The sequence below is a fragment of the Streptomyces sp. WMMB 714 genome, assembly GCF_900090125.1.
Taxonomy (GTDB): Bacteria; Actinomycetota; Actinomycetes; order Streptomycetales; family Streptomycetaceae; genus Streptomyces; species Streptomyces daqingensis.
The window spans coordinates 23,972-36,764 of the sequence record NZ_FMHJ01000014.1; the positions used below are offsets into that span (position 1 = coordinate 23,972).

The 12,793-nt window shown below is 72.8% G+C and carries 8 protein-coding genes; 4 read left to right on the forward strand and 4 right to left on the reverse strand.

Annotation, left to right across the window (positions count from 1 at the left end):
- Positions 1-5: 5 nt before the first annotated feature.
- The 3 genes from H181DRAFT_RS22945 to H181DRAFT_RS22955 form a co-directional block, all read right to left on the reverse strand.
- On the reverse strand, positions 6-1,274 hold the full coding sequence (locus tag H181DRAFT_RS22945) for an MFS transporter (RefSeq protein WP_158715461.1): 1,269 nt from the start codon (positions 1,272-1,274) through the stop codon (positions 6-8).
- The gene (locus tag H181DRAFT_RS29005) at positions 1,271-3,871 is read right to left on the reverse strand and encodes an ATP-grasp domain-containing protein (RefSeq protein WP_254666948.1); all 2,601 of its coding nucleotides are present in this window, start codon (positions 3,869-3,871) and stop codon (positions 1,271-1,273) included. Before H181DRAFT_RS29005 ends, H181DRAFT_RS22945 begins: the two co-directional genes overlap by 4 nt.
- Positions 3,872-3,932: 61 nt before the next feature.
- Positions 3,933-4,271, reverse strand: a complete 339-nt coding sequence (locus H181DRAFT_RS22955; protein ID WP_045866305.1) for a hypothetical protein — start codon at positions 4,269-4,271, stop codon at positions 3,933-3,935.
- Between the two features lie 309 nt (positions 4,272-4,580).
- Here H181DRAFT_RS22955 and H181DRAFT_RS22960 point away from each other — a divergent pair, with 309 nt between their 5' ends.
- On the forward strand, positions 4,581-5,807 hold the full coding sequence (locus H181DRAFT_RS22960; RefSeq protein ID WP_045866306.1) for a helix-turn-helix domain-containing protein: 1,227 nt from the start codon (positions 4,581-4,583) through the stop codon (positions 5,805-5,807).
- Positions 5,808-5,882: 75 nt separating this feature from the next.
- On the opposite strand, the gene H181DRAFT_RS22965 is transcribed toward H181DRAFT_RS22960, so the two are convergent.
- Positions 5,883-7,085 (reverse strand): MFS transporter, encoded by a 1,203-nt coding sequence (locus tag H181DRAFT_RS22965; protein ID WP_158715462.1) that lies wholly within the window; start codon positions 7,083-7,085, stop codon positions 5,883-5,885.
- Positions 7,086-7,232: 147 nt separating this feature from the next.
- Here H181DRAFT_RS22965 and H181DRAFT_RS22970 point away from each other — a divergent pair, with 147 nt between their 5' ends.
- From H181DRAFT_RS22970 to H181DRAFT_RS22980, 3 genes are read left to right on the forward strand one after another with little or no spacing between them, the layout of a single operon-like run.
- On the forward strand, positions 7,233-8,510 hold the full coding sequence (locus H181DRAFT_RS22970; RefSeq protein WP_045866307.1) for an ATP-grasp domain-containing protein: 1,278 nt from the start codon (positions 7,233-7,235) through the stop codon (positions 8,508-8,510).
- Complete coding sequence (locus H181DRAFT_RS22975; RefSeq protein WP_139131749.1) at positions 8,507-10,786, forward strand: ATP-grasp domain-containing protein; 2,280 nt, start codon at positions 8,507-8,509, stop codon at positions 10,784-10,786. The genes H181DRAFT_RS22970 and H181DRAFT_RS22975 overlap by 4 nt, the downstream gene beginning before the upstream one ends.
- Positions 10,783-12,744 (forward strand): S9 family peptidase, encoded by a 1,962-nt coding sequence (locus tag H181DRAFT_RS22980; RefSeq protein ID WP_045866308.1) that lies wholly within the window; start codon positions 10,783-10,785, stop codon positions 12,742-12,744. The genes H181DRAFT_RS22975 and H181DRAFT_RS22980 overlap by 4 nt, the downstream gene beginning before the upstream one ends.
- The last annotated feature ends 49 nt before the right edge of the window (positions 12,745-12,793 follow it).

Genomic DNA, 12,793 nt, shown 5'->3' on the forward strand with positions numbered 1-12,793 from the left:
AGGGTTCAGGGGGTGGTCTCGTGCTGCCGCGTCTGCTGCGCGGTGCGGACGGACCAGGAGACGAGCGGGCGGCTGACCAGCCCGACGAGGAGGAACAGCCCGCCCAGCAGGAACCAGCCGGGCCGGCCGAGACCGAAGGCGAGGCCGCCGAGCACCGCGGGCGCCAGCGCCTCGGCGACGCCGCCGCCGAGGCCGAAGACCCCGGAGTACTGCCCCTGGGCGTGCGGGGCGGCCAGCCCGAAGGAGTACTCCATGGCGGCGGCCGCGTGCCAGAGTTCGCCCAGCGTGTAGACGGCCGTGGCCGTCACGAGGAGAGCGGCGGCGGCCCAGCCGGGCACGCTGCCGGCCTGCATCGTCAGGATCAGCCCGGCGCAGACGGCTCCGCCCGCCCAGCGCATCCGGGTGCCCGCCGACTCGGGGTCGGAGACGTTCTTGCTGACCGCCACCTGGAGGGTGATGACCAGGACGGTGTTGAGCACGAGCACTCCGGAGACCATCCAGCGGGGCGCCTGCGTGTGGTCGACGATCCACAGCGGCAGCAGGAACGTCGGGACCGCGAAGTGCAGTGACATCACGCAGTTGAGGACGGTGGCCACCACGTAGGGCCGGTCACGCAGGGCGTCCCAGCGGCCGCTGAGCGGCGGTGCGGGGATGCGCGCCGGACGGGGCAGCCGCAGCAGGGCGAGTGCGCTGCCCGCGAAGGCCAGGGCCCGGCCGCCGACCAGCATCAGGTACGCCGGTGCCGTGTCGAGCTGGATGGCGACTCCGGCGGCCAGCGCGCCCAGCGAGATGCCCAGGTTGGTGGCCGCCCGCAGGTAGGCACGGAACCGGGCCGGGTCGTCGCCGCCGAAGGCGCGGATCAGGGGCGCCCGGCTGGACTTGTCGGCGGCGAACACGATGCCGGTGAGGACCGAGATGAGGAGGAACGACCAGAAGGAGCCGACCAGAAGGAAGCAGCCCATGAAGACGGTGCCGGAGAGCATGACCGCGATCTGGGTCTCGCGGGCGCCCCACCGGTCGGCGACGCGGCCGCCGAGGACGCCGGCGATCAGGCCGACCATCGCCCCGGCGAACAGGCCGAACGCCACCTGCGACATGGGCAGTCCGACGACCCTGGTGAAGTACAGGGCGCTGGAGGACATGAACATCCCGCTGCCGAGTGCGTTGACGAACGTCGCGCCGGCAAGGATGCGCTGCGGGCCGCTTTCGGGCAGGAGCCGCGTGAGCACTCCCGGCCGGCCGGCGGGCGTGCCGGTTCCGGGTTTCGTCGTCACGGCCACAATGCGTCCCGGAAGTCCGCGCCGGGGCGCTGCTCGCGTCCCCAGGCCCGCAGTTCGCGGCCCGTGACGCCCTGCGGGGCCACGACGAGGCGCTCGTCGAACCAGGCGCGTACGGCGTCGAAGCGCTGCTGCAGCTCTTCCTCGGTCGACGCCGACACCAGGACCTGGCCCATCCGGTGGTTGGTGTTGTCGATGTCGCCGAGGAAGGTGCCTCCCGCGGGGAACTCCACCCTGGCGAACTCGACGCCGGGCAGGGCCCGCAGCTCGGCCGGCGACGGGCAGGACAGGAGCGTCCCGGCGCGGCCCTTGAGGTAGCTGGTGCCGAACAGCTCCGGCCGGTGCTCGACGTCGGCGGCCGGTTCCCGGCCGAGGGCGCTCAGCAGCGCGGCCTCGCCCAGGTGGACGCCGAATTTCGCCTGGATCTGCTCGTGGATGAGGGCACCGCCGCGGCGGGCGGCGCATTCGCTGAAGGTGAGCCGCCCCGAGCCGGGGTCGTGGAAGAGCTCCATGTGGAAGACGCCGTCACGCAGGCCGAGGGCCTCGAGGCTGCGGCGGACCACCGGTTCGGCGAGGTCGTATGCCCAGGTCTCGTCCTTGGGGTCGAAGTGCCGCAGCCACAGCGGCGTCTGTTCGTCGATCATGGTCAGGCAGGGGGCGCCGTAGCGGCCGACGGCGAGGAAGCGCACCTCGCCGTCGTGGAGGAAGCCGTCGACGATCCACTCGTCGCCGCCGACGTACTCCTCCAACACGAACGTGCGCTGCGCGGTCCGGTCGGACCGGTAGCGGCGGCTGAGGGTACGGAGCGCCTCCGGGCCGTCGACGGCGGCGGTGCGGGCGGTGGCGGCCCCGGCGACCGGCTTGAGCACGGCCTTCCCGTACTCCCACGGGACGTCCGAGACGTCGTGCACGTCCTCGATCACGGTGACCCGGGCGGCGGGGATTCCGGCCTCGGCGACCTTGCGCTTCTGGAGCGACTTGTCACGGAAGTACACGGCCGTCACCGGGTCGAGGGCCCGGCAGCCGAGGCGGGGGGCGAGGAGACCGGCGGTCACGAGCGCCCACTCGTCGGAGGTGAGGACGGCGTCGAATTGGTGGTCGCCCAGTCCGGCCCGGTGCAGGGCCATCAGGATCGCCTCGGGGCTCTTGTGGTCGTCGACCAGGAGGACCTTCAGCTCCTCGGGGACCTCGGCGAGACCGTGGTCATAGCCGGCGGCCCCCCAGGCGACGACGGCGTCGACGCCGTGCCGCACGCAGGCCTGCATGACGTACTTGTCGGTGCCGAGCAGCAGCACGCTGGGACGGCGGACTTCCGTGGTCACGAGGTACACCTCGTCCTTCAGGCTCTGGATGGTGTCGCGGTCCGCGCGGATCGCCGCCAGGTCCGGCGCGGTCATGAAGATCCTCATGGGGCTGGTGAGGAGGTCGGCCGTGGGGCTGATCCGCTTGCCGGGGGCGAGCTTGACGCCGGCGAGGTACACGCTGGGCAGGGCCGATATGCGCTCCACCGCGTCCTGGTCCACTGCCTCCACCACCCCGTCGGACTCCGTGCGGGTGCTGTGCACGGCAGCCGCGGCACGCGGGCTGTAGACCAGGCCGGCGTAGCGGTCGGTGAACTCCCGGGGGCGGGCGTACGCGAGAGCGGTGAGGTCGGCCTGGTTGGCTCCCAGGCAGGCGTCGTGGAAACCGGGGTTCATGTTGCCGTTGAGGCGGGCGCCGATCTCGACGAGCGCGGGGCCGTCCGGAGTCATGATCACCTCGGCGTGGGCCGGGCCGTGCCGGACGCCGAGCGCCTCCAGGACGCTGTCCACGTAGGCGATCAGCTCTGGCACCGGCGCGGCGTCCGGCTCCAGCAGGACGTCGAGGTCGTAGACGTTCTTCCCGCCGGGCAGGAGCTGCTTCTCGTACTCCCAGACCCCGCACACGTACCGCTCGCCGTCGACGCTGACGGTGTCGACGATGTACTCGGTGCCCTCCAGGAACGACTGGACCAGGGCCTCGGTGTTGGGCCGGTCGAAGATGTCCGTCGAGCCCAGCACCGCGCGGGCGGCCGCCAGGACTTCGGCGGCGTCGTGGCAGCGGTAGACGTGGTCGGTCGACGCCGAGCTGAGCGGCTTGACGACGACGGGGTACGAGCCCGCCCGCTCGGCCCACTCGGCGAGGACCTGCGGGTGGGCGCTCCTGTGCTGGTCCGCGCAGCGCACTCCGGCGTGGCGCAACGCCTCGATCATCTCGTACTTGTCGCGGCGGGCACGGGAGAGGGCGGTGCCGTTGGTGGCCAGGCCGAGGCGCTCGCTGAGCGCGTCGGCGAGCGGGACTCCGGGCTCCTGCCCCGCGAGCACGGCCACCGGGCCGAGTGCGGTCAGGGCCTCGGCGGTCCGCTCCAAGGCCGCCTCGTCCGGGCAGTGGAAGTTCTCCCGGTAGGCACCGAGGTCCGGCTGGAGCATGGTCGACATGGGTTCGGCGGTGCTGTGGACGTGCACCACGTCGATGCCGAGCCGGGCGAAGGCCGGCGGCAGGAAGGTGCCGGTCGAATACCCGTCCACGATCACTGCGGTCTTGACCGGGCGGGCCGGGGTCGAGTCGGGAGCCATCGAGTCCATCACTCTCTGTGCGGCGTGCAACGTACGAGAAGGGGCCGGTGGAATCCGGGCCTTACGCGGCCGGAGCGACGGGCCACCCGATGTCGTCGCCCGCGCGGTGACCGGCGACCGGCGGGGCGGGCCAGCCGATGTCTCCCCCGCCGTCCGCGGCCGGGGCCACGGGCCAGCCGATGTCGTCGCCGGCGCGGTGACCGGCAGCCACTGGTACGGGCCGACCGATGGCTCTCACACCGTCCGCGGCCGGAGCGACCGGCCACCCGATGTCGTCGCCCGCGCGGTGGTCGGCGACCGGCGGGGCGGGCCAGCCGATGTCTGCCGTGGAGCCTGCGACGACAGCGGACAAGGCGACGACGGCGACGGCACCGGCGGTGCGGACACGAGCGGGATGCATAAGGGACACGACTCTCCTCGGAGAACGGATGGGTCAGAACCGTTGAAGCAGCCGTGGCCGCCCCGTTGCCCGAGAAGTTAGAGCAGGAAGTCAGTATTTGGCAAGTCGTTGCCAACTCACTTGGCAACGCTTCCCGGGAAGCGGAAGGGCGTTTCGCCACCAATGTCGCAGGTCCAGGGGCAAGTTTTGCCAAAGTGGCGGTTCCCCGGCTAGCCTCTGCTCCCACCACGGCAATGTGCGCAGGGTTACCGTGACAAGCCCGACCCGGCCGCTCCTTGCCAGGCCTGTACGACCACTGGGGTTGATCACGTGCTGGAACAACCTTTCTTCGGGCGTCGGCTCAAGCAGCTGCGCACCGAGCGAGGCCTGTCGCAAGCCGCGCTCGCGGGCGACGGCATGTCGACCGGTTATCTGTCACGGCTCGAGTCCGGCGCCCGGCAGCCCACCGCGCGCGCCGTCGAGTACCTGGCCGCGCAGCTGGACGTGAAGATCGCGGCCTTCGAGGAACCCGGCGCCACCGATTCACTGGCACAAGCGCTCGCCATAGCCATCTCGGACCACTCCGACGAGACCATCGAGGCCCTGGAGCGCTCGCTGTCCACCGGCGGCGGCCAGGACCCGCTGCTGCGCTGGCAGGCCCTGTGGCAGGTGGCGCAGTGGCACCGCGGCCACAACCGGCACACCCGGGAGCGAGGCCACCTCGAGGAACTCGTCGCCGTCGGCGACACCTTGGCCCTGCCCGCTCTGCGCGCGCGGGGCCTGACCCAGCTGGCCCGCTGCCTGCGCGCCTGCGGTGAGATCACGCTCGCGGTGGAGGCGGCCAGGACCGCCCACGAGCTCGCCGGCGACCACGACCTGTCCGTCCAGGACCTTGCGGGCAGCCTGCTGGCCCTGGTCTCGGCCGAGGCGGAGGCCGGCAGGCTCTCCGAGGCGCGCACCCACGCGGACGATCTGACGGACCTGACCGGCGGCCGGTCGGACGCACTGTGGGCCGAGGCGCGGTGGACCGCCGCAGCCGTCCGGGTGCGCCAGGGGGACCTGGAGTCCGCCCAGCCGCTGCTGGAGCAGGCGCTCGACGGTTTCAGCAGCACGGAGGACCTCACCCTGTGGACGCGGCTGCGCGTCGCGGCCGCCCGGCTGCACCTGCTGAAGTCCCCGCCGGAGCTGGACGCCGCCGAGCAGTACGTCGAGGAGACCGAGGCCGGCCTCACCTTCCTGCGCATCCCCGCCCTGGAACAGGAAGTGCTGTCCCTGCGGGCGGACATCACCTTCCAGGCGGGACGCTTCGCGGACGCGCGTGCGCTCCTGGACCGCGTACGGGGAATCGAGCCCCAGATGACCTACCGCAACCGCGTCCGCCTCGACGTCCTCGACAGCCGGCTGCTGATCATCGAGGGCGAGGAGCAGGAGGGACTGCGCAGGATGCGGGCGCTGGCCGAGGAGGCACAGGCCGCTTCCAACATCGACCTGGCGGCCGAGATCTGGCGCCTGCTCGCCGAGACGCTCGCCCAGGCCCACGGGCCCGCACAGTCCTGAAACCCGCCCCGGAGCGTCGTCGCGCCCAGGAGCCTCCCGCGCCCGATGGGACGGGAGGCTCCTGGGCGGCGGGAGTCACCCGAGGCGGCGGGCCCGGATCAACCCCGCGGCGGCGAGGAGCAGGAAGCCGCTACAGCCGAGGACCATGCCGGTCCAGCCGTACGCCTGGAACAGCGCGGTGCCGATCATCGTGCCGACCGCGCCGCCCACGAAACTCACCAGCATGAACATGGTGTTGAGGCGGGCCCGGATCTGCTCGTCGAGCCGGAAGATGCGCACTTGATTGGCGATCTGCGTGCAGTTGCCGCCGTACACGAGCAGGTTGGCGCCGATCACCAGGGCGGTCATCGAGGTGCTGCCGGCCGTGCCCAGCAGCAGGAAGGCGACACCGGCGCACCCCAGGGCGAGCATGTTGCCGAAGTACGGGCCGCGCTCGTCGCTCAGCCGCCCCGCCGAGTAGGACAGCAGCGCCGCCGGGAGGCTGAACAGGCCGAACAGCCCCGCCCAGGCGACTCCCTTGCCGAACGCCGGCCCGGCGAGGTGGAAGGCGAGGGTGGCCCAGAAGGCCGCGAAGGCGGCGGAGACGGTCGCGCCCAGGTACGCCGACAGGCGCAGCTCGGCGTGCGCGACCAGCAGGCCCGGCATCGAACCGATCAGCTTCCGGTAGGAGACGTCCTGGCCGGAGCCCCTCCGCCGTTCCGGCAGCAGCCGCGGCAGGACGAGGACGAGGCCCCCGGTGAGCACGGCGGCGACGAGGTAGGCGGTGCGCCAGTCGTCGCTGAGTTCCACCACCGTGCCCGAGAGGGTGCGTGACAGCGTCGAGCCCAGGGTGAGGCCGATCCCGATCGTCCCCACTGCCCGTCCGCTGTGCTCGGGCCCCGCCATGGAGGCGGCGGTCGGCATGAGGATCTGCGGGATGACCGTGGTGGTCGACAGGGCGACGGTGGCGACGGTGAGCGTGGCCAGGTTGGGGGCCGCGGCGGCGGCCAGCAGCCCGACGGTGGTCAGTACCAGCAGCACGGTGACGAGTCGGCGCAGCCGTGCGGCGTCCGCGAGCGGGACCACCAGGCTGATACCGAGGGCGTAACCGACCTGCGCTGCCATGGCGACCAGGCCGGCGGCCGAGTCGGACACCCCGAGGCCCGAGGCGATGGCGTCCAGCAGGGGCTGCGGGAAGTAGATGTTGGCGACCGTCAGGGCGCCTCCGACGGCGAAGGTCAGTGTGATCCCACGCGTCAGGCCGCTTCGGCCCGGTGCGGGGGGTGCTTCGACGGTCAAGGCCGTTCCCCTCTGCGGTGACGTTGTCTGTGGAGCACGGAGCATATTGCCATTTGGGCAACGCTTGTGGCAACCTCTTGCCAATTCCTGGAAACCCCCGTTGCCGACAACGGCTCCGGTGGTGTCCCCGAACGCAAGGTGGAGTACATGAGGAGCCAGCAAGTGCCCCCGACAGCCGTGCTCGTGGATGCCTACACGAGCGGCAATCACCTTCCGCCCGCATTCGCCAAGCTCGGTGTGGACGTGGTGCACGTACAGAGCACCCCCGAGCTGATGACCTCCATGCGGCCGCCCGACCTCAGCGCCTACCGGGAGGCGGTCCCCCACGGGACGCCCGCACAGACCGCGGCACGCCTCGCCGAGTTCGCTCCGATCTGCGTGATAGCCGGCCAGGAGCCCGGCGTTCCTCTCGCCGACGACCTCTCCGAACGTCTCGGACTGCCGGGCAACGGCACCGGCCTGTCCACGGCCCGCCGCGACAAGTACGAGATGATCGAGGCGCTGCGCCGCGCGGGGGTGCGCTGCGCCGACCAGCTCAAGAGCGGCAGCTCCGACACGCTCGCCGCCTGGGCCGAGGAACGCGGCCGGTATCCCGTGGTCGTCAAGCCGCTGTCCTCCGCGGCGACCGACGGCGTCGCCATCTGCCGGAACGCCGAAGAGGTCCGCAAGGCCGCCGACGCGATCCTCGGCACGGTCAACATCTTCGGCGAGCACAACGACGAGGTCCTCCTCCAGTCCTTCCTGGACGGCGAGGAGTACATGGTCGACTTCGTCTCGTACGCCGGTGAGCGGTACGCCTGCGGTATCTGGCAATACCACAAGAGGCTCAAGGGCACGCATCGTATCTACCACCGCGACTCGATCACCCCGCCGGACTCCGGCACCGCCCGCGAGATCATCGCCTACATGCACGAGGCGCTCGACGCGCTGGGCATCCAGTACGGGCCCACGCACGCCGAGGTCATCGTCACCGCGGAGGGCCCTGCCCTCGTTGAGGTCGGCGCGCGGCCCAGCGGCGGCCTGCTGCCCGACTTCCACGACCGCTGCCTCGGCGCCAACCAGGGCGACGTCACGGCCCTCGCGTACGCCCGCCCCCGGGAGTTCGCCGAGCACTACGCCAGCCGCACGTACCGCAAGGTGACCGAGGCGACGTTGATGTTCCTCGACACCGAGCTCGACGGCGTCGTCGAGAGCATCGACGAGGACGTCGTCGCGGAGATCGAGGCGCTGGAGTCGGTCCACACGTTCGTCCCCAAGCTCGCCCCGGGCAAGCGCATGCGGCCCACCGTCGACCTCTACACGGCCACCGGCTCGGTGCACATGTGCAACCGGTCCGCCGACGGTCTCGGACGGGACGCCGCCCGCATCCAGCAGCTCAAGGACCGCATCTACCGGCTGCGCGACGACACGGGGTGGGCCGCATGAGCGCCGGATCCCGCACTCCCGCGCCCGAACTGCTCCTCGTCGGCGGCGGCGGAGCGATGACGCTCAGCGTCGACGTCGCCGTCCAGGCGCTCGAACAGGCGCACGCCCGCGGGCTGCGCACGCACGTCACGAACACCGCGGACACGCTGGCCGCGACGCCCGCCGTCACCGCCGCGGCCGGCGGCGCCAGCGCCGTCGACTTCGGCGACCCGGCCGCGACCGCGGACTGGGCAGCGGCCCGTGCCGCGAGCGGTCAGCGGAGCGCCGTCGTCTTCGGCGTCCGGGAGATGGCCCAGGAAGCCGTCGCCGCGACCGCGCACGCCCTCGGGCTGCCCGGCAACCCGCACGGGGCCGTCCGCCGCATCCGCACCAAGGACGCCTGCCGCCGCGCGCTGGCCGCCGCCGGATTCCTGCAGCCCGCTGTCCGGTTGTGCGCCGACGAGGCCGAGGCGCGTGCCTTCCTGGCCTCCTCGGCCGGCCCCTGGGTCGTCAAGCCGCGCGACGGAGCCGACAGCGCCGGCGTACGCAAGGTCTGCGGCGCCGGGGAGCTGGCCGGTGCGCTGGCCGAACTCCCGGACCGCGCGGCCCCGTTCCTGGTGGAGGAGTTCGTCGAGGGCGCCGAGTACAGCGTCGAGGGCGTCTTCGTGGAGGGCCGTCCGCGCGTCCTCGCCGTCACGGCCAAGGAGAAGCTGGAGCCTCCCTACTTCGTGGAGATCGGGCACGTGCTGCCCGCCGGCCTGCCCGAGGGCACCCGACGCGAGGTCGAGGACACCGTCACCCGGGCCCTCACCGCGCTGGAGCTGTCCTTCGGCCTCTTCCACGTCGAACTCTGGCTGACCGCCGGCGGGATCGTCCTCGGTGAGGTCCACGCACGCATCGGCGGCGGATGGATCCACCGGATGCTCCCCTACGCCCTGCCCGGCCTGGAGCTGTACGGCACTGTCTACGACGACGTCCTCCGCAGGCCCGTGGAGCTGCCCGCCGCCACGCGGGCCGCAGCCACCCGCTACTTCGCCCCGCCGCCCGGGCGGGTGACTGCCGTCGAGGGCTGGGAGGAGGTGCGTGCCCACCCCGCCGTCCTCCACGCCGAACTCGCCGTCGCCCCGGGCGACTTGATATCCGACTACCGCTCCGGCGGCGACCGCGTGGGCGCCGTCGTCGTCGGCGCGCCGACCGCGGACGAAGCGCGCGAACTGGCCCGGCGGCTCGTCGAGTCCGTCACGTTCACGGTCGAGGCGCCGGGGACCGCGCCGGCCGCAGCCGCGCCCCGCGTGTCCGTCACCGTCGAACAGCGGCCGCTGACCGCCTCGTTCCAGATCTCCCACATGACGATCGAGACGGTCGACATCGTGCGGCTCCGGCTGCTGCCGGCGGACGGCACCGCCGCCGGCGAGGGCGAGATCGCAGCCGACATCGGATACGGCCAGGACGGCCCCGCCATCGCCGCCGAGGCGGAGGCCCTGGCGTCCTCCCTCGCACCCGCCCTCGCGGGGCCCGTCGCCGACCCGGTCGCCGCGCTGCGCGCCGGCCTGGACAAGGCCCACGCCGACGGCGTCAGCGCGCCCGCCCGGATGCTGGTGGAGATGGCGTACCTCGACCGGGCCGCCAGGACGGCCGGCGTGCCGGTGTGGCGGCTGCTGGACCTGCCCGAACCCGGCCGCGTACGCCTGCTGCACACCGTGCCCATCGGCGACCCGGTCCCCCGGGACGGACGCCCCCTCAAGATCAAGCTGGGCGGTCCGGACGACGAGGAGGTCCTCCGCTCGCTCGCAGGCGTCGACGCGCCGCTGATCCTGGACGCCAACCGCGGCTGGGACAGGCAGGACTGGGAACGTGTGCGCCCCCTGGTGACCGCGCTCGCCCCCGCCGTGCTGGAGGACCCGGTGCGCGATCCCGCGCTGCTGCCGGAGATCCGCGCCGCCCTGCCGGACACCGCCGTCCTCCTCGACGAGGGCGTCGCCACCCCCGCGGACGCGGAGTTCGCCGTTCGCGCGGCCGGAGGCCTCAACGTCAAGCTGATGCGCTTCGGGGGCATCCTGCCCGCCCTCACCGCCCTCACGACCGCGACCGACCAGGGTGCGGCTCGGATGCTGGGCTGCTTCCTGGAGCCGCCGCGGGCCATCGCGTACGCGGCCCAGCTGGCCGGCCTGGCCGACTGGTCCGACCTCGACGGGCACTTCTGGGTCAGCGACGACCCGGCCGTGCCCGGCTACGCACTCGACAGCAGCGAGCCGGGCATCCCCCGCATCTCTTACGCGAAGGACGGCCCGGCATGACGGACACCCTGCGCGGCACCGCCGGACCGCGCGAACTGCCGTACGGGACCTGGGAATCGCCCGTGAGCGCCGAGGACGCCGCCCGCGGCGACGCCCTGCTCGAATGGACCGGCTTCCTCGGTGAGGACGTCTGCTGGACCGAGGTGCTCCCCGAGGAGGACGGGCGCAGCGGGCTGATGGCGGCCTCCGCCGGCGGCGTCCGGGAGGTCCTGCCCTCCGGCGCGGGCTGGGACGTGCGCAGCCGGGTCATAGAGTACGGCGGGCGCCCGTGGCTCGCTCTGTCCGGCCGGGCCGGGGACGGCATCGTCTTCAGCCACGGCCCAGACCAGCGCGTCTACCACTGGCGTCCCGGCAGCGACCCGTTCCCGCTGACCCCGCCGGGCGCCTGGGCCGGGGAGTTGCGGTACGCCGACTTCGCGGTGCGCGGCGGCGAGGTGTGGTGCCTGCGCGAGACGGTCACCGACAGCACCGCCCGTACGGCTGCGCGGCACCTGGTGGCGCTGCCGCTGGACGGGAGTGCCGCCGACGTCCCTTCGCGCGTACGGGTACTGGCCGCCACCCACCACTTCATGACCGGACCGCGTATCGAGCCCGGCGGCGACCGGGTGGCCTGGCTCGGCTGGAACCACCCCGACATGCCCTGGGACGCCACCGTCCTGATGGTCGCCGGCATCCACCCGGACGGCACCCTCGGCCAGGCGGCGCCCGTGATGGGCGGCGACGGGGAAGCGGTCACGCAGGCCGACTGGGCCACCGACGGCTCCGGCACCCTGTACGCCGTCAGCGATCCCGGCGGCTGGTGGAACGTCCACGCCGTCGGACGCGACGGGAAGCCGCACAACTTGTGCCCCCGTGCCGAGGAGTTCGGCGAGGCGCTCTGGCGGATCGGCCTGCGCTGGTGCCTGCCGCTGCTGGACGGCCGCCTCGCGGTGATCCACGGAGTGGGCGAGCGCAAGCTCGGTGTCCTCGCGGCCGACGGCACCCTCACCAACGTCGCCGGCCCGGCCACCGAATGGCACTTCGCGGCGACGGACGGCCGGCGGATCGCCGCCGTCTGCTCCTCACCGGCCCAGCGGCGCACCGTGGTTCTCGCCGACCCCGCCCGGGGCACCCTCGACGTGGTACGCGCGCCCACCGGGGCCCGTCTGGACGCCTACGCCACCACTCCGTACCGCCGCACCTACAGCGGCGGCGACGGACCGGTCCACGCCCACGTCTACCCGCCGTACCATCCGGACGTCACGGGTCCCGACGGTGAACTGCCGCCGTGGCTGGTCTTCGTGCACGGCGGCCCCACCAGCCGCACGCACATGGTCCTCAACCAGGAGATCAGCTACTTCACCAGCCGCGGCATCGGCGTCGTCGACGTCCAGTACGGCGGATCCACCGGCTACGGCAGGGCCTACCGGGAACGGCTGCGCGGCAACTGGGGTCTGACCGATGTCGCGGACTGCGCCACCGTCGTGCGCGGACTGGTCGCCGACGGCCTCGCCGCCGCCGAGCGGATCGCCGTCCGGGGCGGCAGCGCGGGCGGCTGGACGGCGGCCGCCTCCCTCACCGGGGAACCGGACCTCTACCGGGCCGCCGGAATCTACTATCCGGTGCTCGACCCGGTGAGCTGGCGCGACGAGACCCACGACTTCGAATCCCGGTACCTCGACACGCTGATCGGGCCCTGGCCCGACTCCGAGGACCGGTACGCCAAGCAGTCCCCGCTGCATGGCGCGGAACACATCCGCGCCCCCTTCGTACTGCTCCAGGGACTGGACGACACCGTGTGCCCGCCCGCCCAGGCGGAGCGGCTGCTCCGCGCGGCCGGAGACGGCCCGGCCCCGTACCGCTACCTGACATTCCCGGGCGAGGGGCACGGCTTCAGGCGCTCCGCCACCATCGCCGACTCGCTCGCGGCCGAGTTGCGGCTCTACGGCCGGGCCCTCGGCTTCGCCCCCGCGCGCTGAGCGTGCTGCCGCGCCCCGCGCGGTCCCACACTCCTAGACCGAAACAAGA

Coding starts and splice junctions, on each gene's coding strand:
- H181DRAFT_RS29005 (WP_254666948.1), bottom strand. CDS start 3,871: ATGGCTCCCGACTCGACCCCGGCCCGCCCGGTCAAGACCGCAGTGATC.
- H181DRAFT_RS22955 (WP_045866305.1), bottom strand. CDS start 4,271: ATGCATCCCGCTCGTGTCCGCACCGCCGGTGCCGTCGCCGTCGTCGCC.
- H181DRAFT_RS22970 (WP_045866307.1), top strand. CDS start 7,233: ATGAGGAGCCAGCAAGTGCCCCCGACAGCCGTGCTCGTGGATGCCTAC.
- H181DRAFT_RS22975 (WP_139131749.1), top strand. CDS start 8,507: ATGAGCGCCGGATCCCGCACTCCCGCGCCCGAACTGCTCCTCGTCGGC.
- H181DRAFT_RS22980 (WP_045866308.1), top strand. CDS start 10,783: ATGACGGACACCCTGCGCGGCACCGCCGGACCGCGCGAACTGCCGTAC.